We start from the raw sequence: 22,232 nt of genomic DNA, 5'->3' as shown, positions 1-22,232 counted from the left end.
CGGCCTATGCCGGGGCTGTTTCTTTCCGGCGCACGTTAACCGACGCCGCCACCTCGATCTCCCCCGTCTCCGGCGCAAAGCTGTCACTGCGCGCCATCCGCCACATCCGTGCATAGAACTCGCTGTCGATCGCACCGCTGAGCAGCTCGCCCGGCTTGAGGAAGGTGTGCAGCTGCGAGAACAGGCTGATCTCGCTGGCGCTGATACGCCGCGCCAGGTGCTTGGGCTTGAGTTCAGAAGGATGGTCCAGGCCGGCAGCGGCAAGCATCTCGGCCAAGGCGTGCAGGGTATTGCGGTGGAAGCTGGCGACCCGCTCGGCCTTCTCCGGCACCACTAGCGCGCGCTGGCGCAACGCATCCTGGGTCGCCACGCCGGTCGGGCACTTGTTGGTGTGGCAGCTTTGCGACTGGATGCAGCCGATGGCGAACATGAAGCCCCGGGCCGAGTTGACCCAGTCCGCGCCGATGGCCAGCACGCAGGCTATGTCGAAGGCGCTGACCAGCTTGCCCGCCGCGCCGATGCGGATGCGCTCGCGCAGGTTCAGCCCCACCAAGGTGTTGTGCACGAACATCAGGCCCTCACGCAGCGGCACGCCCATGTTGTCGGAGAACTCCCGGGGCGCCGCGCCGGTGCCGCCTTCCTTGCCGTCGACGACGATGAAGTCCGGGGTGATGCCGGTGGCCAGCATGGCCTTGGCGATGCCCATGAACTCCCACGGGTGGCCCAGGCAGAACTTGAAGCCCACCGGCTTGCCGCCAGACAGCTCGCGCAGCCGGGCGACGAACTGCAGCAGTTCCCGCGGCGTGGCGAAAACACTGTGGGCGGCCGGCGAGATGCAGTCCTCGCCCTCGCGCACGCCTCGGGTGGCGGCGATCTCGGCGCTGACCTTGTGCGCCGGTAGGATCCCGCCATGGCCCGGCTTGGCGCCCTGGCTGAGCTTGATCTCGATCATCTTCACCTGGGCGGCACGGGCCTGCTCGGCGAAGCGCTCGGGGTCGAACTGGCCGTCCTCGGTGCGGCAGCCGAAGTAGCCGCTGCCGATTTCCCAGATCAGGTCGCCGCCGTGTTCGCGGTGGTAGGGACTGATGCTGCCCTCGCCAGTGTCATGGGCGAAGCGACCAAGGCGCGCGCCCTTGTTCAGCGCGGCGATGGCGTTGGCGCTGAGGGCGCCGAAGCTCATGGCCGAGATATTGAAGATCGACGCCGAGTACGGTTGGCGGCACTGCGGGCCGCCGATGCGGATGCGGAACGACGCAGGGTCGGGCATCGGCACCGGCAGCATCGAGTGGCTGATGAACTCGAAGCCCGGTTTGTAGGCATCATTGAGCGTGCCGAAGGCTTTCTCGGCACTTTCGTTCTTGGCCCTGGCGTACACCAGCGAACGCTGGGCGCGGGAGAACGGCAGCTTGTCGTCGTCGCCCTCGATCAGGTACTGGCGGATCTCCGGGCGGATGGTCTCGATCAGGTAGCGGATATTGCCCAGGATCGGGTAGTTGCGGCGCACGGCGTGGTGGCGTTGGCGCAGGTCGTTGAGGCCGACCAGGCTGAGCAGGGCGCTGGTGACGGTAAAGGGCCAGAGCCAGGTGTGGGCAAGCAGCAAAGGGGCACTGGCAATCGTGAAGACCAGACACAGGAACAGGCAGGCATAGCGGCTGGGGAGCGAGTCTTTCATGGGTCCATCGCAGGCGGGATGACCCGGCCTAGGATAGGCAAAGGTTGCGCAGGGAAAACCTGGGGTTTCGGTAAAAGACTGTTACTCGACGCGGATGCGCCTGGCGCGGACACCGGCTACCGCGCCGTACCTGCCGGTCCCTCGGCATACAGGTATCCATACCCCTACACAGGGGCTTCAGTCGGCCCCTCCAGCGCCAAGGCCTTCCAGCTCGCCTTGCGTTTACGTTCGATGAGCGCGGCCAGGGCCTTGGCGGTCGGAGCACCCTTGCCGGTGAACTTCACCGGTGCCAGGGTCAGCAGGGTGACCTTGTCACTTTCGGGAATCCGCACGTCATCACCATGCTTGTTCCAGGGCTTGTCCACCGCCAACAGCGCATCCACCGCGCAAGGCCAGCGCAGGTCGGCAAATTGTGGATCGTCACGCTGGAACAGCATGCCCTCGGCCACCGGGCCGTGCTCGAAGGTTGTGGCGGCGAGGCGTGCCAGCATTCGTACTGGAAAACACCAGGCGTCTGGCACCGGCAATCCGGCCTGGGGCAGTGCCCAGTCACCTGGCAGGCAGAGGAACAACTCGGTCATCGGGGCAACCTGGTACAGGCCGCTGGTGAACAACAGCTTGTAGTCAGTCTTGCTATCGATCAGGCTGACATGCAGCGTGCTGCGAGGGTCTTCACTGGGGGGGCAGAACTCGGTGGGCAGGACCCACCCAGCAGTATTGTGCACGAAGGTGACAATGGCCTGTCCGGCGCCTTCGGCATCGGCACCCTCGACATCGTTGATGCTGCGTGCGCCGTGTTCGAGCAGCAGATCGACCGTGCGCTGATGCCCCCATTCACGCGCAGCGTCCAGTGCGCTGTCATTGGCGCGTCGGTGCAGGCGATTGACCTGTGCGCCTCGAGTCAGCAGCAGTGCGACGACCTCGTTGTGGCCCGATTGGGCCGCTGCGTATAGCGGTGGGCAGACGCTGAGTGGCAGGCCATCGACCCAGGCACCGGCATCGAGCAGGCAAACGCAGGTTTCAAGGTGCCCTTCACTGGCTGCCAGTTCGAGTGCACTGGCATGGCCCTCGTCTACATACGGCTGGTTAGGCGCCAGGCCCAGCTCCAGGAGCAGGCCACAGTTCGCAGTCTGTCCGGCCCGGGCGGCCATATGCAGCAGCCCTTCCTCGTCGGCCTCGCCATAGCGGGGCAGCACCAGCAGCTCGGGGTATTTTTGTGCGAACGCACGTAGCCGCTCCAGCTTGCCCTCTTCTACATCGTCATAGAGGCGGTCGAGCTTGGTCTCATGCTTTTCGTAGAGTTGTTGCCAGTCGATCATCAGATGAAAGTTCCCCGTTTGAAGGCCAGTCCCATGCGTTTTAATTCGCGCTCCACCGCTTTCAATCCTTTGGCATCGGCTTTCTGCAGACGCTCGAAGACTTTCTGGGCCGACGCGACAGTGTGGGTTTTGCCGCCATTGCGCGCCCAGGTGAAATTGCGTAAATCGGTGTTCAGGTCGATTTTATGCTTGGCCATGATCGCCTGCGCATTGAGGATGTAGTCACGGTTCTGCTGTTTCCAGTTGCGTGGCGCGTTTTCCCGAACGATGTGGTGCCGGTGCGGGTTTTTCATGTTTTTGGGCGCGCGCCCCATCTTCTTCTTGTCTGCGCTACTCAACCGGCAGACTTCCAGCCCTAGTGGGTCGATCCAGGTGGCGGGTGTCGGGGCGTATTGGTACAAGTTCAGCCCGCCCGCCAGGCCGATCGGATCCGGCTGGGTAAACCGACCCACATCCGGATCGTAGAAGCGGAACAAGTTGTAGTGCAGGCCGGTTTCCCTATCAAGGTACTGGCCCTGGAACCTCAGGTTTTGTTGCTCGACGAGTGCCGGCTCGCGCAGTTCCTGCACCGTATTACCCCAGACCTGATAGCGGGCCTGCCAAACGATGTTGCCAGCTTCATCACTCAGTTGCTCCGCCAGGCCATTGAGGTCGTTGTGGTAGTGATGTATCTGCTGGTACTCGCCCAGGCCGTCGACACGGGCCAGGGGCTCATGGCTGTCGTCTTCATACAGGTAGAGGCAGCGTTGCCCATGGCGACGCTCTTCGAGCAAGCGGTAGCCGTCCCAGTCGAACCGGGTGAGGCCGAGGCACTGCCCCGTATCATCGTATTCGCTCTTGGCGATGCGTCTGCCAAGGGGGTCGTACTGCATGCGCACCACGCGCTCGCGTCCGCTGTGCTGGGAGCGCACTTCGATCAGACGGTGCTCGGCATCGTAACGCAAGCGCTGCACACCGCGCCGCGCGCTACGCTTCTCGATGAGTCGGCCAAAAGCGTCATAGCGGTAACGCTTGTCCTGGTAAGTCAGCACGCGATTGTGGCGGACCCAGCCACCTTGTGGGCCATCGAGCAGGTTGGCTGCCGCATCATAGGTGAAGGTTTCGCCCGGCTGCATACCGGTTGGCTGGCTGGCGATGATGCGTTCACTGGCATCGTGGCGCAGATGCTGTGCGTGCTGCTCGCCAGGGCTCTGCCGTAAGCGCGTTGTGAGGTTGTCCGCCAGGTCGTATTCGAAGTGCTGCTGCAGGGGGGCTGGCAGCTGCCTGGGCATTCCACGCGGTCGACTTCGACGCGAACGCAAGCGGCCGGATCGGTCGTACTCGCTGTGGGTATCGAGGTTGCCCTGGGTGCGCAGGACTTCGCGGTGCAGGCGGTCACGCTCGAAGTCGCAGATCACCTTGCCATCGAGATTCACCTGATGCAGATAGCCACTGCCGTAGTAAAGCTGGTTCAGCTCGCGGCCGTCCGGTAACTGGGTGCGGATGCGATTGCCCAGTTCATCGTAGTGATGGCGTAAAACACCCGATGTACCGTGCTCCTCGATCAGTCGACCCAGGGCATCGTAGGCAAAGCCAAGCTGTTGGCTATCGCCCTGGTTGTCGGTGAAGCGGACCATGAGCAGTTGGTCGAGTGCATCGTATTGGTGCTCGGTACGTCCGTCGTCGGTCACCTTGGCCAGGAGGCGACCACCGGCATCGCGCTCGAAGACGTGGCTGATCGGCGCCATCGGCGTGCCGGGTACCAGTGCCAGTCCCAAGCCATGGGGCGCAGGCATGTAATCAAGGCGCTGCAGACAGTCGAGGCGGTCGTAATGGTAGCGTCGGGCGCTGCCATCTAGATCACGCTGCTCAACCAACCGGTCGGCGGGGTCCCAGGTAAATCGATAGCTTTCGCCGTTCTCGTTGGCCAGGCTGAGCAGACGACCATAAGTGTCGTAGCGGTACGCGACGGTCCGCCCCAGGGGATCAACCTGCCGTTGCAGTCGGCCGCAAACGTCGTAGTGAAACTCATAGCCATGGCCGGTGGGGTCCTCACGTCGCACCAGCAGGCTGGCGGTATTGTACCGGTAGTGCTCGCTGCGACCATCTGGCGTGCGGACCTCCAGCAGTCGTCCCTGTGCATCATGGCGATAGTCGGTGCGTTCCCCTTGTGCGTCGACCACCGTGGCCAGGTAGCCATGGCGGTCATAGACGAGGCGCGTGGTGTAGCCGGAGCAATCGGTAAATGCACTGATCAGGCCCAGGTCGTTCCATTGCAGTTGTCTGGCTTTACCCATGGCGTCGACGATTTCGACCGTGCGTCCGTGTCCGTCATGGCGATAACGGGTTACCAGGCCTAGCGGATCAGTTTCCCGGACACAATTACCACGCTGATCGTAGCCGTATTGCCAGCAGTTGCCGGCGGCGTCGGTCCAGGCGCGGGGTAGTGCCCAGTGCTCCATCCAGTGTGTCGACTCACTGCGACCAAGAGGGTCGATAGTCTGTGCGAGGTTGCCAGACGTGTCGTAGTCGAACGTCCACAGCCCACCGTCCGGGTCGCTGGCGGCCAGCAGTTGGCGCTCGTCGTTCCAGTCGAAGCGCCAGGTCCGGCCAAGGGCATCAGTGTAGGCGGTGACCTGGTATTGGTTGTTCCAAATGCGGATGCTCTGGCGTTGAAGCCCATCGGTGATACGGGTCACACCTGCGGCTACATCGTACTCAAAAAGGTACTCGTCACCCTCGTCGGTCCAGTGCCGAGCCACGCGCCAGCCATCTTCGGTCAGCACCCACTCGTAATGGCAGCGCAGGCCGGTTGGTAGTTGGTGCTCGATCATCCTCTGGCCCTGGTCATAGGCGAAGCGTCGTTTCACCTGGCCCTGGGCGTCTCGCACCTCGGTGAGGTTTCCTCTGTCGTCGTAGTTGTAACTGACCAGTTGTTCGGTGCTGGTATCGGCGAAGCGGCGTTGCACATGGCTGACACGTTGAGGCCATTGCGGGCTGTAGTGCAGTTCCACCTCGACCAGGCCGAAGGTATCCCGCAGGCCGCGCAGGCGCCCGCGGTCGTCATAGTCCAGGTAGACACGATTGTCGTTGCGGTCGCCGATCTGGCTCAAGCGCAATCTGGCTGGGTTGCCGGGCACCTGCTCAAATAGACGATAGCGGCCATCACGATCTTCGATCAGTACCTCACCGTTGAGTGCTCGGCGCACGCTCAGGCCTTCGCCGGTGCTATAAAGCGCATCTCCCAGCGGGAGATGCCCCATGTCGATTGCTCGGGCCTGCTCATCGTTGAAGACCAGGCTTTCACCGCCATCGGCATGGGGTATGACGTCGATATGGACCTCGTAAGGTACGCTCCAGCCGCTGCCGAGCAGTCCTGCCTCACGCTCCCCATGGCTGTTGTAGTAGCGCTGCCAGTCCAGTGGGATCAGTGCCGGCAGCTCGAAATCCAACTCGGCCTCACCATTGAGGATCTTCGCACCAGTAGGCGCATGCACCGGGTTGGGTGAGCCGGCGATGGCCGAAGTGAGGGCACTGGTGACTTGGCTGGTCACCAAGCTGGTGACGCCCCCGATCAACATGCACCCAAACTTGCTGTAAAACTTCCCCCCCCGCCCTCGCAACATCATCAACGCCGTAATAGCCAGGCCGATCCCCGGCGTCTTGCCGCTGCGGATCTCGCGCACCACGATCGGCCCGCCGCCGATGCGCACGTTGTCCGACACCAGCCCGCCATCGACGATCACCGCCTCGCAGGTGCTACGGTCGCCGCTGCGGCAGGCCGGGTGGCCGTTGATCAGCACCTTGCTCGAACCCTCGGCCAGGTACTGCGGCGGCATCGGCGGGTGCTTGGTGCACAGCACCTTGTCGTCGGGAGCTTCCTGGGTGTTGGCCGATGGGCTGGCGACGGTCGGCCGCCACATCTGTGAGAAGAAGCCCTTGGCCATGTCAAGGAAGGTCTCTTCCTGCTCCTCGGCCTGCGCGTCACCGCCCTCGCCACTGGCCGGGGCCGAGGGCGCGGTGACCACGCCGGCCGCGCGCGCGGCGCGCTTGCCGTTGGTCTTGGTGTTGGGCGAGCCACTGGCGATGGTGGCTTGCACGGTCGGCGGGAACAGGGCGTTGCCGATGCCTTCGCATAATCGACTGAGCCCGGTGTCGGCGCCGGTCTTGGCCATGACCACGCCGACCACCAGGCCCACCACCGCGCCAAGCACAAAGCAGCCCAGGCCGCCGGTGACCACGGTAATGCCCAGTGCCGCACCCACCGCAGCGGTGGCCAGGGCGCCGATGGCGACGTTGGCGGCCACTTCCAGCACGCCGCCGATGATGTCGGCCATCACCGAGGTGTGCAGCAGCGCATCGCCTTCGCGGGCGGCCCAGAGTGCGTCGGACATGGTGCGGTGTCAGCCCAGGTTGTCGAAATCGAGGGACTGCTTGAGCGCCGCCCAGTGCGTCGCCTCGGTCTCGCCCAGGGGGGTGGGTTTGACATAGCTCAGGGCGAACATCTTGCGCGTGCCCGGTATCACCAGCGCCAGCTGGTACTGGTAGACCTTTTCCTGGCCCTTGCTGAACTGGCTGCTCAGCTCGATCGCCTCGATCGGCTGCGCCGCGCCCACCTGGGTGGCGCGGGCCGGCTGGAACTGCAGGTCCTTGACCTGTTGCTGCAGGCGCTGCAACTGGCCGTCAAAGTTGCTCTGCAGCGTCTCGCCCTCTTCGAGCAGGCTGCGGCTGACGATCAGCGAGGTGCCCAGGGCTTCGAAGCGCAGGATGTTGATGCTGGTGTCGCGTACCTGCGCATCGGGCAGGGCGAAGCGGAATTCGTTGAGGCGGTAGCTCATGGTTTGGTCTCGTTACTTGCCGGTACCGGGGAAGAGGGCCTTCACCGCACCGTCGATGGCCGTTTTAACGCCCTGGTTGTTCGGGCCGGTCTGCGCGCCGCTGCCCACGTTCAGGTCAAGGGTGCCGCCAGTGTTGATCTCGGCGTCGGCGTTGGCGTGGAAGCTGAACTGCTCGCAGCTGATGTTGATCTGCCCGCTGGCGTTGAGCTCGATCACGCTCTTGCCGCAGACCAGGCGCAGGTTCTCGCCGACTTCGATCAGGTAGCTGGTGCTGACACTGTCGGTCTTGCTCGCGCCGACCAGCAGCATGTCGTCGCGGCGCACGGCGCGGATGCGGTCCTGGCCGATGGTGATGGTCTCGAGCATGCCGACGGTCTGGGTGCGGTTGATGCCCACCGACAGCGTCTCGCTCTGCTCGACCACGGTGTCCATGTTGCGTTCGGCATGCATGTACAACTGCTCGGCGCCCTTCTTGTCTTCCATGCGGATTTCATTGAAGTTGGCCGGGCTGCCGCCCTTGCTCGAACGGCTCTTCATGCCGCTTTGGGTGGCGCCGCCGGGCAGGTCGTAGGGCACGGTCTGTTCGGCGTTGTACACCCGCCCGGTGATGATCGGCCGGTCGGGGTCGCCTTCGAGGAAGCTGACGATCACCTCCTGGCCGATGCGCGGCACCTGGATCGAACCCCAGTTCTTACCGGCCGTGGCCTGGGACACGCGGATCCAGCACGAGCTGTTCTCGTTGGACTGGTCGTGGCGGTCCCAGTGGAAGTGCACCTTGACCCGGCCGTACTGGTCGGTCCAGATCTCCTCGCCAGCCGGGCCGACCACCACGGCGGTCTGCGGCCCCTTGACGATCGGGCGCAGCGAACTGCTCACCGGGCGGTAACTCTGCTGCGCGTCGATGCAGCTCAGGTTGCTCTCGAACTGCGCCGCGCCGCTGCCGCCACCGCTTTCCAGGCGTTCCTGGTGCACGTAGTAGCGGGCGGCGACGATCAGGTACTCGCGGTTCTGGTCCTGGCGGCTGAAGTTGCTCAGGCTGAAAAGATGGCCGCTGCCCAGGCCCCGGGCGTTGCCACGCAGCTCGACGCGCTCGTGCAGGCTTTGCAGCGATTCCAGGCGGGTGCGGGCGTAGTGCTCGCCATCCTGGGTCTGTTCATAGGCACCGGGGTAGTCGTACAGCGGGTAGTCGCCGGCCTGGTGCGGCCGGGGCATCGCCGAACGCACGTCGATGCGCGCGCTGGGGCGCTGGAAGTCGTAGTCGTTGAGCTCCAGCGAGCCCGGCTGGACTTCCTGGGCCAGGTGCCAGTCGTTGATATGGTCGCGCTCGCGGTGCTGGCCGTCCGGCGGGTAGTAGGGCACGGTCTCGTAGCCGGGGGCCTTCTGGTGCGCGCCATAGGCGTCGGCGAGCACCAGCACGTGGCGCTCCTGCTCGTGGCGGAAGAAGTAGTAGATGCCTTCTTCTTCCATCAGGCGGCTGACGAAGTCGAAGCTGGTCTCGCGGTACTGCACGCAGTACTCGCGCTCGCGGTAGTTGCGGCTGAGCAGGTCCTCGAAATCCGAGAAGCCCAGGTCGCGAAACACCTGCTTGATGATCTGCGGCGCGCTCAGGTGCTGGAAGATCCGGCAGTCGCTGGTGCGCGTCAGCAACCACAGCCAGGGGCGCAGGGTGACGCGGTAGCTGGCGAACTGGCCCTGGTCCACCGACTGGCTGCAGCGGGCGACGATGCCGTGGAAGTGCCGCGATGTGCCGACGCTCTGCTGCACGCTCAGGCTCATCGGTTTGCCCAGCAGCTGGTTGAGGTCGATGGCGGGGTCGTCGCTGGTCAGCTGCAGCTCATAGTCGAACAGGCGGCCAAGCTCCTCGCTGCCGCCCATCTCGGCAAGGATCAGCTTGTCCGGCCCCAGGGGGCTGTTGATCTGCGCCAGGCGCGTGAACTGCTTGAACAGCATGGTCGGTCCTGTCAGTCGGCGGCGCCGAAGTCATAGTGCAAGTCGTTGTCGCGACGGCTGATGCTGACGCTGGCCAGCGGCTTGCCTTCGAGCAGGCGCGTGAGGAACTCGCGGCTCATGTCCGGCAGCAGGCCGTTGGTGAGGATGGCGTCGATCATGCGGCCACCGCTTTCGGTCTCGGTGCAGCGCGAGACAATCAGCTCGACCACCTCGTCGTCGTAGGCGAAGCCGACCTTGTGGGTACCTTCCACGCGCTTGCGAATGCGCTCCAGCTGCAGGCGGGTGATGGCCTTGAGCATGGTGTCGCTGAGCGGGTAGTAGGGGATGGTCACCAGGCGGCCGAGCAGCGCCGGCGGGAAGATCTCCAGCAGCGGCTTGCGCAGCGAGGTGGCCACGGCCTCGGGGTCGGGCAGGGCCTGCGGGTCCTTGCAGGTGTTGGCGATCAGCTCGGTGCCGGCGTTGGTGGTGAGCAGGATCAGGGTATTGCGGAAGTCGATCTGGCGGCCTTCGCCGTCTTCCATCACGCCCTTGTCGAATACCTGGAAGAAAATCTCGTGCACGTCGGGGTGGGCTTTTTCCACCTCGTCCAGCAACACCACACTGTACGGGCGGCGGCGCACGGCCTCGGTCAGCACGCCGCCTTCGCCGTAGCCGACGTAGCCGGGTGGCGCGCCCTTGAGGGTCGAGACGGTATGGGCTTCCTGGAATTCGCTCATGTTGATGGTGATCAGGTTCTGTTCACCGCCGTACATGGCCTCGGCCAGGGCCAGGGCGGTCTCGGTCTTGCCCACGCCGGAGGTGCCGGCGAGCATGAACACGCCGATCGGCTTGTTCGGGTTGTCCAGGCCTGCGCGGGAGGTCTGGATGCGCTTGGCGATCATCTTCAGCGCGTGATCCTGACCGATGATGCGCTTGGCCAGGTGCGAGTCGAGGTTGAGCACGGTCTCGATTTCGTTGCGCGCCATGCGCCCCACCGGGATACCGGTCCAGTCGGCGACCACCGAGGCCACTGCCTGGTAGTCCACGGTTGGCAGGATCAGCGGGCTCTCGCCTTGCAGCTGGCTCAGGCGCTGCTGCAGGTCGACGAGTTTTTCGCGCAGCTCATGGCTGCCCTGCACGTCCACTTCCTGATCGACCACGCCGACCTGTTCACGCAGTTGCGCACGGGTGGCCAGCAGCTCGTCGACCATGGCTTTCTCCTCGGCCCAACGGCTTTCCAGGGCGGCCAGGCGCTCGCGCTCCTCGGCCAGCAGGCTGTCGGCCTGGGCCTGACGTTGCCCGGTGTTGACACCGATGGCGGCTTCGCGGGCGATGATCTGCAGCTCGACTTCCAGCGCCTCGATGCGCCGACGGCTGTCGTCCACCTCGGCCGGCACTGCGTGCAGGCTGATGGCCACGCGGGCGCAGGCGGTGTCGAGCAGGCTCACCGACTTGTCGGGCAGCTGGCGCGCCGGAATGTAGCGGTGCGACAGCTTCACGGCGGCTTCCAGCGCTTCGTCGAGGATCTGTACCTGGTGGTGCTTCTCCATGGTCGAGGCCACGCCGCGCATCATCAGCAGCGCCTTGGCTTCGCTCGGCTCGTCCACCTGGACGACCTGGAAGCGCCGGGTCAGCGCCGGGTCCTTCTCGATATGCTTCTTGTACTCGGCCCAGGTGGTCGCCGCCACGGTGCGCAGGCTGCCACGAGCAAGGGCCGGCTTGAGCAGGTTGGCGGCATCGCCCGTGCCGGCCGCGCCGCCAGCGCCGACCAGTGTGTGGGCTTCGTCGATGAACAGGATGATCGGCTTGGGCGAAGCCTGCACGTCTTCGATGACCTGGCGCAGGCGCTGCTCGAACTCGCCCTTCATGCTGGCGCCGGCCTGCAGCAGGCCGACATCCAGGCTGCGCAGTTCGACGTCTTTCAAGGCCGGCGGCACATCGCCGGCGACGATGCGCAGGGCGAAGCCTTCGACCACGGCGGTCTTGCCGACGCCGGCCTCGCCGGTGAGGATCGGGTTGTTCTGGCGGCGGCGCATGAGGATGTCCACCAGTTGGCGAATTTCCTCATCACGGCCGACGATGGGGTCGAGCTTGCCGCTGCGCGCCTGTTCGGTGAGGTCGACGGTGAAGCGCTTGAGTGCCTCCTGCTTGCCCATCGCCGCTGGCGCCACCGCGCCGCTGGCTTCGCCCGGGGCGGCAGCGCTGAAGCCGTCGCTGGCAGCCAGGTTGTTTTCCGGCGAGTCGCCGACGTACTCGTCGAAGCGCTCGCTCAGGGCCTCGACCTTCAGCTTGGCGAATTCGCTGGACAGCCCCAGCAGGGCGTTGCGCAGGCTCGGGGTCTTGAGGATGCCGACCAGCAGGTAGCCGGTGCGCACCTGGCTTTCGCCGAACATCAGGCTGCCGTACACCCAGCCGCGCTCGACGGCTTCCTCGACCTGGGAGGACAGGTCGGTGATCGACGTCGAACCCCGCGGCAGGCGGTCCAGGGCGTCGGTCAGGTCGCGGGCCAGGCGCGCCGGCTCGACGTTGAACTGGCGGATGATGCGGTGCAGGTCGCTGTCCTGCAGCTGCAGCAGCTGGTGCAGCCAGTGCGCCAATTCGACATAGGGGTTGCCCCGCAGCTTGCAGAACACCGTGGCGGCCTCGATGGCCTTGTAGGCGACACTGTTGAGTTTGCCGAACAGCGCGGCGCGGCTGATTTCACCCATGGTCCTGACTCCTTGTTGGCGGGGCGTTGACCGGCCGCTCGGCGTAGTACCGGGCAAGCTTCAGGTCGTTGGCATCGTGCGACGGCCGGCCGAGCCAGGTATCGAACCCCAGGCGTTGGCCGGCATTGAGTTGCAGCGCGGGCACCTGGCCCTGCGCGAGAATGAGGTTGAGGTCCCAGTCCAGTTCCTGGCCCAGGTACTCGGCGACCCACGCGGCCAGCTCGACGAACGCCTGCCCGCCGGGGAGCAGGGCGTGGTACTGGTCGAGGGTCAGCGGGCCCAGGCACAGGCGGAACTTGTGCTGGCGGTCCCAGACGTAGCGGCCCAGGCACAGGTCGACACCCAGGCGGTTGGCGCGCACGCCGAGCTGGCTGCGTTCAGGCAGCTCCAGCCACTGGCCGACGTATTCCTCGAGCTTCACCGGCACGCCGAAGTAGCTGGCCAGGATGCTGCACAGGCCATCCGGGTAGCGGGTCTGCGCCGCCAGGTGGCCGGACCAGTGCAGCTTGGCGGTATCGGCCAGCGGCCCCTGGCCTTGCAGCTCCGGTTGACCGCGGCCGCTGAGGGCGGCCAGGCGCGCGGCCCAGTAATCGTCGCCCGGGCGGTCATGGCTGACGGTCGGCCGGGCCTCGGCCCAGGCGCGATAGAACAGGCTCAGCAGGCGGTGGTGGAAGACATCGAGGAAGCGCTTGCTGGTCGGGTCGGCGTGGTTGCGCTGGCGCTCGCGCATGTACTCGGTCAGGTGCAGCGGCAGCGGGCCGTTGGGGCCGCCGAGGCCGAAGAAGAACTGCTCCAGGCGCGCTGGCTGGTCGTCGTTGGCCGTGACCGAGGCCAGCGTCGCCGGGGCGAAGCCGCAGTCCAGGCGCTGGCCCAGGCGCACCGGTTCGTCGGCCAGGCGCAGCGAGTGGCCGAAGCGGGGCAGCTCGGGGTTCTCCGCCTCGAGGCGACGCAGCGCCTGGAAGAAATCGTATTCCCAGGGCTCGGCCTGCATGGCCTGTAGCGTGTTCACAGGTTCGGCCTGCGCCCGGGCTTGGCTTTCCAGCGCATGATCTCGCCTCTTTCGCTGGTGCGCAGCACGGTTTCGGTGAAGCTGTTGATCGACACATAGCGGGTCAGGAAGCGCTCGAACACCGCGCCCAGCAGGAACACACCGGTGCCGCGGAAGGCGTTCTCGTCGAACGTCAGGGTGATCTCCAGGCCACGGCCGAAGACGATCGGCCCGGGCATCGGCAGGCGCCGCGTGCAGGGTTTGCAGTTGACTTCGCGCAGGCCGTCGATCTGCAGCTGCAGGGCGCTGTCCTGCTGGTCGCCGTACAGGCGCAGCAGCTCGCGCAGGGCGGCGGCGCCCTGGCCTTGCTCGGCCAGTGACAGGTAGTTCAGCGACAACTGGCTGATCAGGCGCCAGGCCCGGTTGTCGTGGGCGTGGCTGGCCTTCGGTCGGCTGGGGCCGGCCAGGCAGCGCACGGCGGATACCGGTGCGCTGTCGGCCAGGCTGAAGTCGCTGCGCCCGTCGCCGACATTCATGAACAGCGGCAGGTCGCGGTTGCTGCACAGCGCGCTGATGCCCAGCTGGCGCAGGTCATGGCGGTACGGCGCCTGGTTGCCATCGACCAGGCTGACGAAGGTCTCGCTGCCCATGTAGCTGGAGCGCGTACCGTTGCGCCGCTGCTCGCTGGAGAGCACGCGCGGTTCGCGGCGCACCAGGTAGTACGCCTGGTCACGGCCATAGCGCGACGGGTCGCGCACCGCGTAGAACGGCAGGAATTCCTGGTCCGGCCCGGTACCGTGGCCGGTGACCCGCTGCAGTGAGTGGATCTCGAAATCGGTGGGCCGGGTACGGTCGGCGATCACATGGTGCTCGTGGACCCGGTCGGTCAGGTGGATGCGATCCACCCGGCGCGGGAACAGGTTGATCGCCGGGGTGCAGAACGGCACGAACTGGGCGGGGCCCACGCTGCTTTCCAGCGCGGCGTCGATACGGTCGAACAGCACCAGCAGCTCCAGCTCCTGGCCGTCGCAGCGCTTGACCGCGCGTTCCAGCCCGGCGAAGTCGACGAACAGATAGCGCTGGGGCAGGGCGAAATACTCCTGCAACAGGCGATAGCCCTGGAAGGCCTGCGGCACCACCGGCAACGCTGCTTCGCGGTCATCGAAGCCACAGGGCAGCAAGGCGTCCTCGACGGGGATGCGTTCGACCCAGTCGGCGCCCGGCTGGCGCACGAACACCGCGCAGGCGCTGCCCAGCAGTTGTTCGTACAGGCGGAACGGGGTTTCGTCGGCACCGTTGAGGTACAGCGGCAAGTGCGTCAGCGGCAGGCTGGAGAACGGAATCTCGGCGCCGCTGCGCAGGGTCAGGCGCAGTCCGGCGCGGGCTTTCGGTTCGCTGGCGGCCAGGCGCCCGAGCACAGCCCCGGGGTTGCCGAAGTACTCGGCCCGGGCAACCTGCAACGGCCACAGGGTGACGTCCTGGGTGCTGCGAAATTCGCAGGGCGTCTGCGAATTGCGCCCAAGATTGGCGCGCAGGACGCTGTCACGGGGTAGCTGGAATCCGGCGGCCAGCGAGCCTTCGTCGGGATCGGTCTGCAGTTGCACCACGGTCATCGATGGCGTCGGCGCCAGGTAGTGCGGGTAGGCGATTTCCAGCAGGTTGTGGGTGAAGGTCGGGTATTCGGCGTCGAGCTTGAGCTGCACCCGCGCGGTGAGGTAGGCGAAACCTTCGAGCAGGCGCTCGACGTAAGGGTCGGCGCACTCGATCCCGGACAGCGTCAGGCGCCCGGCGATCTTCGGGTATTCCTTGGCGAACTCCGCGGCACCCTCGCGGATGTGCTGCAGTTCCTGGTTGTACAGTTCGAGCAGGCGCGGGTTCATGCGCGCCTCCGGCGGTCGGCGGGGGCCACACGCACGTGCCCGGATTCCAGGTCGACGTCGGTCTGGAGCAGCAGCGGCAGGGCTGCAGGCTGGGCCCACAGGTCGCCTTCGATCTCGAAGCTCAGGGCGTTGGCGTTCATCTCGCCGGGTGCGGCCTGGGCGCGTACCTTCAGGGTATGGGCGAGGATGCGCGGCTCGTAGGTGGCGATGGCCTGGTGGATGATGCGTTCGAGCGCGTTGAGGTCGATGTTCGACGCGCTGTTGCCGGCCAATGCCGGCAACCCGTAGTTGATTACCGAGGCGCCGGCCGGGGAGTTCAGCGTGGCGCCGGTGTCGAGCAGCGACGTGGTGTTGAGCAGCCAGGCCAGGTCGCGCAGTACCGAGGCCTTGAGCTGCTGCAGGCTGAGCACGCGCTTGTCGGGGGCTTCCTGTGGGTTGCCCGGGTCATCGTCGGTCAGGCGATCCAGCAGCGAAGGCTGCAGGCGGTCGCGGGTGGCGATTTCGGCTACCACTGGAACATCCCTGTGAACATTTTCTGGTCTTCGAAACCGGTGTCGCACGAGGCGCTCGGCGCCGGCGTTGAGGCTTCCAGGCCGGCCTGGGTCAGGCGCACGGCGCGCGAGGTCTTCAGGCATTCGCCCTTGAGCGTCGGGTGTGGCTGCACATGGGTCACCAGCACGATTGGCGTGCCATTGAACTGCTCGACCCGGGCCTTGCCGGCGCGGTCCGGGCTCAGGCCGCAGGGCCATTGCATGTCCAGCGCCAGGCGCTGTTCGCCGCGATCGAGCACACACTGGCCGGCATTCTCGCTCAGCGTCACGGTCTGCCCGCCCAGGTTGGCCTGGTTCAGCAGTTCGGCGTCGGCGCAAGCGCTCAAGGCCAACAGCAGGGCGCCGGCCAGGGCAGCGCGGGTCATGTGAGCTCCCAGAACCAGACTTGCTTCGACTGGTAGTTGTGGTCGGAGAAACCTTTGGTCAGGCCGCGGTTCCACAGGTCGATATGGTCGCCCGTGCGGTTCTCCTGGCTCTGCCCGGTGCGGGCGAAGCAGTCTCTGTAGAAGATGATCCCGGTCTTGGCCTTGAGCGCTTCGCGGGCCTGGGCGGTACCGGCAATCTTCAGCGGGTAGAACAATCGTGTCTCCAGCCAGTTGGCCAGGGATTCGGCGCCACGGGCATGCTCGTGGGCGCACTTGGGTTCGGTATAGGTCGATTTGTTGACCTTGAGGCTCATCTCGCCGTTGAGCGCGATGCTCATGCGGATGGCGCACTGGTTGTCCCACGGGCCGTCGCAGGGCGAGGACACGCTCGGGTAGGCATTCCACAGGTTGATGAAAGAAGGCTTGGCCATTATGTTCACCGTGAGCGGGTGACGCGTGGGGAGGTGCGCCCGCGCCGCGCCCAGGCGCGGCACGGGCGCGGTCGATCAGATCTTGACGTTCGAGCGGATGTTCCAGCCGTACTTGATCGGGCCGCCTTCCTTGGTGCCGTCGGCTTTCTGCGGCTGGTAGTCGACGGTGACCTTGGCGAAGTTCAGGGTCACGTTCTCGGTCAGGCGGTCGTCGCTGCCCGAACCGCCGGTGCTCAGCGAGCTGATGATCACCTCTTCGAGGTTGATGATCAGGTACTCGACCTGGCTTTCACCGCCGGCCTTGCGCACCGTCAGCTTGACCTTGTCGATGTGCTTGCCGCTGGAGCAGTGAGCCATCAGGTTGGGGCTGGACTTGTCGATGTACTTGGTGATCGACAGGTCCTGGATGTTGACCTTGCCCGAACCGCCGCCGCTGCCCAGGTGCATGTTGCCGGACTGGGACATGCCCCAGCTCCAGTTGAGCACGTCGATTTCGTCCTTGTGGGCCTTGTCGTGGGACTCGCCCTTGATGTCGCCGATCTTGATGAAAATATCTACAGCCATGATGTCCTCGGGATTTCGCGTCGGTTAGCGGTGGTATTGGCTGATCGCGGGGCCCGCCCCCTCTGTGGGCGCGGGCGGCCCCGCGATGATCAGGCCCCTTTGGCCGAAGGCAGCTTCGACACCAGGCGCAGCGACACGGTCAGCCCTTCGAGCTGGTAGTGCGGGCGCAGGTAGAAGCGCGAGTTGTAGTAACCCGGGTTGCCTTCGACTTCCTCGACCACCACTTCGGCGGCCGCCAGCGGGTGCTGGGCCTTGGTGGTCTCGGTGGAGTGCGCCGGATCGCCATCGACGTAGTTGAGGATCCAGTCCTGCAGCCAGCGCTGCATCTCGTCCTTTTCCTTGAACGAGCCGATCTTGTCGCGAACGATGCACTTCAGGTAATGGGCGAAGCGGCAGGTGGCGAACAGGTACGGCAGGCGCGCGGCCAGGTTGGCGTTGGCGGTGGCGTCCGGATCATCGTACTCGGCCGGTTTCTGCAGCGACTGCGCGCCGATGAAGGCGGCGAAGTCGGTGTTCTTCTTGTGCAGCAGTGGCATGAAGCCGTTCTTGGCCAGTTCCGCCTCGCGGCGGTCGGAAATGGCGATCTCGGTCGGGCACTTCATGTCCACGCCACCGTCGTCGGTGGGGAAGGTGTGCGCCGGCAGGCCTTCGACTTCACCGCCCGACTCCACGCCGCGGATGCGCGAGCACCAGCCGTAGTGCTTGAACGAACGGTTGATGTTCACCGCCATGGCGTAGGCGGCGTTGGCCCAGGTGTACTTGCTGCTGTCGGCGCCGTCGGTGTCTTCCTCGAAGGCGAAGGCCTCCACCGGGTCGGTCTTGGCGCCGTAGGGCAGGCGCGCCAGGAAGCGCGGCATGGTCAGGCCGATGTAGCGCGAGTCTTCCGATTCGCGCAGCGAGCGCCAGCCGGCGTATTCCGGGGTGGTGAAGATCTTGGTCAGGTCGCGCGGGTTGCTCAGTTCCTGCCACGAGCCCATGCCCATCACCGTCGGCGAGGCGGCGGAGATGAACGGCGCGTGCATCGAGGCGCAGACCTTGGACACTTCGCCGAGCAGCTCGACGTCGGGCGGCGACTGGTCGAAGTAGTAGTCGCCCACCAGGCAGCCGTACGGCTCGCCGCCGAACTGGCCGTATTCCTCTTCGTAGAGCTTCTTGAACACCGGGCTCTGGTCCCAGGCGGTGCCCTTGAACTTCTTCAGGGTCTTGTGCAGGTCGGTCTTCGAGATGTTGAGCACGCGGATCTTCAGCTGCTCGTCGCTCTCGGTGTTGTTGACCAGGTAGTGCAGGCCACGCCAGGCGCTTTCCAGTTTCTGGAAGTCATCGTGGTGGATGATCTGGTTGACCTGGGCGGTGAGCTTGGCGTCGATGGCGGCGATGATCTGCTCGATCGAGCCGATGGCATCGTTGGACACCAGGCTGGTCTGCGCCAGGGCCTGCTCGGCGAGGGTGCGCACGGCGCTCTCGACGGCTTCCTTGGCCCGCTCGGTCTTGGGCTTGAACTCCTGCAGCAGCAGGCTGGCGAACTCGCTCGGGTCCTGGGTGGCCGCCTGCGGGGCCTGGCTGTCGCGCAACGGATCGTTCATGGTCGGTCTCCTCAGGCCTTCGGCTCGGTGTCGGCGGGTTTCGGCGCGCTGGCCAGGGCCTGCAGCAGGGCCGGGTCCTTGATGGCCTTGAGGATGATGTCCTCGGCACCGGTCTTGCCGTCCATGTAGGTCAGCAGGTTGGCCAGCTGGGTACGGGCCTCGAGCAGCTGGTTCAGCGCGTCGACCTTGCGTGCCACGGCGGCGGGGCTGAAGTCGTCCATGCTCTCGAAGGTGATGTCCAGGCTCAGGTTGCCTTCACCAGTCAGCTCGTTGGGCACGTTGAACGCCACGCGGGGCTTCATGGCCTTGAGGCGCGAGTCGAAGTTGTCGACGTCGATCTCCAGGAACTTGCGGTCGGCCACCGCCGGCAGTGGCTCGGCGGGCTTGCCGGCGAGGTCCGAGAGCACGCCCATGACAAAGGGCAGCTGGACCTTCTTCTCGGCGCCGTACAGCTCGACGTCATATTCGATCTGCACCCGCGGCGCACGGTTGCGCGCGATGAACTTCTGGGAGCTGTCTTTCGCCACGTTGTTCCTCCTGGTCGCCGGTACGGCGGCGTTGCTTGTTGCGGGCGTCGGTGTTGATGCGGTGTCGAGGCGTCAGTTGTCGCCTTCGGGGCCGCGCAGGTTCTCGAATTGCGACAGACCCTCGGGGATCAGGTCGCGGACGATGGTCGCGAAATCGGCGTTGACCAGGTTCTTCGCCCGGCGCAGCAGCACCGGCAACGGGCTCGAGGGCTCGTGGCGGGCGTAGTACTGGAGCAGGCGTTCGAGGCTCTGCAGCACGTCGTCGCGGCTGTTCACTTCGCCGGGCCGCGCCGTCGGGCGGGGGGCGGCGGCGCTGGCAACGGGTTGCCGGTCGTCATCGCTGCTGCTGGCGGGTTGCTCTTCGCCGCTGCCCGAAGGCGGCGCTGCGCCTTCCGGGCTGTAGTCGGCCAGCACTTGCTGGACCTGGCGCAGCGGCTGGCGCAACGCAGACAGATCGACGCCGCTGGACGAGCCGACCTGGTCATTGACCCGGCTCTCGATGACGTCAAGGGCGTCGCGGGCCAGTTGCAGCGCCTGGCGGCACTGTTCGAGCTGCTCGGGGTCGGCATCGCGCAGGGCGGCGGCCAGTTCCTCGGCGCTCAGCTGTTCGCTGGCGAAGTGCTGCACACCGGCTGCATGCAGGGCGGCGCGCAGGGTCACCGGGCCGAACGCCCGGGAGCGCACCAGCACGGCGTCGCGCAGCAGGCCGATGTTGGTGTCGCAGGTAAGGCCGGCGAGGGCATTGATGCGTACGGTAGGGTCGTTGTCGTCGGCGGCGTCCAGCTGCGGGTGCAGGTGCAGCCAGTACTCGCCGAGCAGGTCGCGGATCAGCTCGAGGCTGGCGGCCAGGCCCGGCAGGCCGTGCAGGGCCAGGTTGGCCTGGACCAGGAAGTGGGTGATGCGCAGGTCCTTGCTGCGTTGCAGCAGGTCGGTGCAGGACTGTTCGATTGCACGCCACTGCGGCGGTTCGGCTGCTTGCACGGCATCGCCCATCACGCGCTCGGGGCGGCCCTGGGCATCGCGTTCCAGTTGCAGGAAATCGGCGTCGTATTCGAGGTCGTCGCCGCACGGGAATTCTGCGGAAATAGCGGCGAGCAGCTGCGGTGAGTTCACCAGAAATCGATCTCCATATCGGCCCTTGGCGAGGGCTTCGTATGCGCCAAGTTACAAATGTGAATTGGCGCACAAACTTGTCAAAGAATGCGAAGTTGATATCACGGTGATATCACTTTGGCACTCTTAAGTTGCGCATTTATGGTTTATTTCCAAATTGCTGTCAAGGTAAGCTACGCGCCGCGCAAGGCGACTGTGAACCAGTTGGCAACCCTTGGCGTCCATTGGTCAGGTGCCATCAAAGTGCCTTGCCGATAGGGTTTAATACGACCTTCCGGGAAGCGTGTTTTGGCATCGGGCCCTTGATTTCAAAGGGTCTGGTCGAAATGCCAGGTCGGGCTCGTTTATCCACTCAAATGGATAGATGAGTGTTTCATATATATGCAAGGAGGCATGATGGCACTTTGCCTGACCATTACCAGTTATCACAAGATCACCCCGGGCCAGTGCCCGGAGAAGTTGCTGGAAAACGGTGCCATCAGCGTCGGTCGGGCTGCGGATAATGATTGGGTACTTCCCGATCCGGAACGCCTTGTTTCTTCGAAACATTGTGTGATCCAGTTCAAGGATGGTCGCTACTATTTGACCGATAACAGCACCAATGGCGTGGAGTTGGTGCATGCCGGTATTCGCCTGCGTCGCGGTAACAGTGAGCCGTTGATGGACGGCGAAGTTATTCGAATTGGCGATTACGAGATCCAGGCACGTATTGATTCCGGCCTGTCGATCCCGTTTGCCGGGCAGCCCGAGGCTCATAGTTTCGAGGCCTTGATGGCCAACCAGGGGGCCACCCCCAATGCGCCCATCGCCGGTGCGCCTGCCGCCTTCCTGCAGGGGGCGTCGAGCCACGACACCCTGCCGGATCTGTTCGATTTCCTCGGCCCTTCCAGCGTGGCGCCTGTCAGCCAGCCGGATCATGTCCCCGCGCAGCAGCATGATTTTCGACCGCCCACGCCGGTAGCGCCGCCGCCCGCGCCGTTACCGGCAGCCACGCCCGGCGCGCCGGGCGTGATCCCGGATGACTGGAACCTGTTCGATGAAACCCCGGCACCTGTTCTCCAGCCCGCCCCGGTACTGGCGCCAGCACCGCCACCGCCGCTGCCGGAGCCGCTGACCCCGAGCGAGCCTGTTGTTCGGCCGCAGCCCGTGGTGACGGCTGCCGCGCCTGCTGACAGCGATGCGCTGCTCCAGGCTTTCCTGCGTGGCGCAGGCATCGAGCACCTGCGCATCGACGCCGTCGATGCCGCCGCGCAGATGGAGGCCATTGGCCGCAGCTACCGGCTCATGGTCGAGGGCCTGATCGATGTGTTGCGCGCGCGCAGCAGCCTGAAAGGCGAGTTCCGCATGCAGCAGACCACCATCGCCCCGGTACAGAACAACCCGCTGAAGTTCGCTCCCAATGCCGACGAAGCGCTGTTGTTGTTGCTGCGCGAGGGCAACCAGGCGTTCATGGCCCCCGACCAGGCGGTACGCGACAGCTTCGACGACCTGCGCGCCCACCAACTGGCGGTGATGGCAGGCATCGAGGCGGCGCTCAAGCACCTGCTCAAACGCTTCGAACCCGCCCGCCTGGAAGAGCGTCTGGCACCTGCCGCCGGGCTGGCCAAGCTGTTCGGCGGTTCGCGCCAGGCCCACTGCTGGCAGCAGTTCACCGAGCTCTACAGCCAGATTTCCCGAGAGGCCGAAGACGACTTCCAGGACCTGTTCGGCCGCGAGTTCAGCCGCGCCTACGAGGCCCACAGCCAACGCATTCAACGTTCCTGAGGCCAGCGCCCGGGATACAGG

At 65.4% G+C, this 22,232-nt stretch carries 16 protein-coding genes; 1 reads left to right on the top strand and 15 read right to left on the bottom strand.

The features are described 5' to 3' along the window. Positions 1 to 4: 4 nt before the first annotated feature. The 15 genes from BMY03_RS15570 to tssA all read right to left on the bottom strand — a co-directional run bounded on the left by BMY03_RS15570 (position 5) and on the right by tssA (position 20,447). The gene (locus tag BMY03_RS15570) at positions 5 to 1,672 is read right to left on the bottom strand and encodes an FMN-binding glutamate synthase family protein (protein ID WP_038707171.1); all 1,668 of its coding nucleotides are present in this window, start codon (positions 1,670 to 1,672) and stop codon (positions 5 to 7) included. Between the two features lie 164 nt (positions 1,673 to 1,836). After that, positions 1,837 to 2,991 carry an ankyrin repeat domain-containing protein gene (locus BMY03_RS15565; protein ID WP_023629709.1) on the bottom strand — a complete coding sequence of 385 codons (1,155 nt, stop codon included), beginning with the start codon at positions 2,989 to 2,991 and terminating at the stop codon, positions 1,837 to 1,839. Beyond that, positions 2,991 to 7,364, bottom strand: a complete 4,374-nt coding sequence (locus BMY03_RS15560; RefSeq protein ID WP_094011585.1) for an RHS repeat-associated core domain-containing protein — start codon at positions 7,362 to 7,364, stop codon at positions 2,991 to 2,993. Before BMY03_RS15560 ends, BMY03_RS15565 begins: the two co-directional genes overlap by 1 nt. A 9-nt stretch (positions 7,365 to 7,373) precedes the next feature. After that, positions 7,374 to 7,808, bottom strand: a complete 435-nt coding sequence (locus tag BMY03_RS15555; protein WP_023632541.1) for a DcrB-related protein — start codon at positions 7,806 to 7,808, stop codon at positions 7,374 to 7,376. 12 nt (positions 7,809 to 7,820) lie between these two features. Then, entirely contained in the window at positions 7,821 to 9,758 is a 1,938-nt protein-coding gene (locus BMY03_RS15550; RefSeq protein WP_038707173.1) for a type VI secretion system Vgr family protein, read from the bottom strand. Positions 9,759 to 9,769: 11 nt separating this feature from the next. Further along, positions 9,770 to 12,445 (bottom strand): type VI secretion system ATPase TssH, encoded by a 2,676-nt coding sequence (tssH, locus tag BMY03_RS15545; protein ID WP_038707174.1) that lies wholly within the window; start codon positions 12,443 to 12,445, stop codon positions 9,770 to 9,772. Next, the gene (gene tssG / locus BMY03_RS15540) at positions 12,438 to 13,487 is read right to left on the bottom strand and encodes a type VI secretion system baseplate subunit TssG (RefSeq protein ID WP_038707645.1); all 1,050 of its coding nucleotides are present in this window, start codon (positions 13,485 to 13,487) and stop codon (positions 12,438 to 12,440) included. The genes tssH and tssG overlap by 8 nt, the downstream gene beginning before the upstream one ends. After that, positions 13,451 to 15,313, bottom strand: a complete 1,863-nt coding sequence (tssF, locus tag BMY03_RS15535; RefSeq protein ID WP_038707175.1) for a type VI secretion system baseplate subunit TssF — start codon at positions 15,311 to 15,313, stop codon at positions 13,451 to 13,453. The genes tssG and tssF overlap by 37 nt, the downstream gene beginning before the upstream one ends. Continuing rightward, positions 15,310 to 15,825, bottom strand: a complete 516-nt coding sequence (gene tssE / locus BMY03_RS15530) for a type VI secretion system baseplate subunit TssE (RefSeq protein WP_038707176.1) — start codon at positions 15,823 to 15,825, stop codon at positions 15,310 to 15,312. Before tssE ends, tssF begins: the two co-directional genes overlap by 4 nt. Then, the gene (locus BMY03_RS15525) at positions 15,819 to 16,229 is read right to left on the bottom strand and encodes a hypothetical protein (RefSeq protein ID WP_038707177.1); all 411 of its coding nucleotides are present in this window, start codon (positions 16,227 to 16,229) and stop codon (positions 15,819 to 15,821) included. The genes tssE and BMY03_RS15525 overlap by 7 nt, the downstream gene beginning before the upstream one ends. Then, entirely contained in the window at positions 16,226 to 16,660 is a 435-nt protein-coding gene (locus tag BMY03_RS15520; protein ID WP_023632509.1) for a type VI secretion system amidase effector protein Tae4, read from the bottom strand. The genes BMY03_RS15525 and BMY03_RS15520 overlap by 4 nt, the downstream gene beginning before the upstream one ends. A 75-nt stretch (positions 16,661 to 16,735) precedes the next feature. Further along, positions 16,736 to 17,224, bottom strand: a complete 489-nt coding sequence (locus BMY03_RS15515; RefSeq protein ID WP_023632508.1) for an Hcp family type VI secretion system effector — start codon at positions 17,222 to 17,224, stop codon at positions 16,736 to 16,738. Positions 17,225 to 17,313: 89 nt separating this feature from the next. Then, complete coding sequence (tssC, locus tag BMY03_RS15510; protein WP_023632507.1) at positions 17,314 to 18,807, bottom strand: type VI secretion system contractile sheath large subunit; 1,494 nt, start codon at positions 18,805 to 18,807, stop codon at positions 17,314 to 17,316. Between the two features lie 11 nt (positions 18,808 to 18,818). After that, on the bottom strand, positions 18,819 to 19,334 hold the full coding sequence (gene tssB / locus BMY03_RS15505; protein ID WP_023632506.1) for a type VI secretion system contractile sheath small subunit: 516 nt from the start codon (positions 19,332 to 19,334) through the stop codon (positions 18,819 to 18,821). Positions 19,335 to 19,406: 72 nt separating this feature from the next. After that, positions 19,407 to 20,447, bottom strand: coding sequence for a type VI secretion system protein TssA (gene tssA, locus BMY03_RS15500; RefSeq protein ID WP_094011584.1), 1,041 nt, complete (start codon positions 20,445 to 20,447; stop codon positions 19,407 to 19,409). Between the two features lie 396 nt (positions 20,448 to 20,843). Between tssA and tagH the strand changes: the two genes are divergently transcribed. Next, complete coding sequence (gene tagH, locus BMY03_RS15495) at positions 20,844 to 22,211, top strand: type VI secretion system-associated FHA domain protein TagH (protein ID WP_094011583.1); 1,368 nt, start codon at positions 20,844 to 20,846, stop codon at positions 22,209 to 22,211. Positions 22,212 to 22,232: the final 21 nt, after the last annotated feature.

This window comes from Pseudomonas soli (assembly GCF_900110655.1).
GTDB classification, from domain to species: Bacteria; Pseudomonadota; Gammaproteobacteria; order Pseudomonadales; family Pseudomonadaceae; genus Aquipseudomonas; species Aquipseudomonas soli.
Note: the sequence above shows the minus strand (reverse complement) of the source record. Positions and strands in the feature narration are given on the sequence as shown.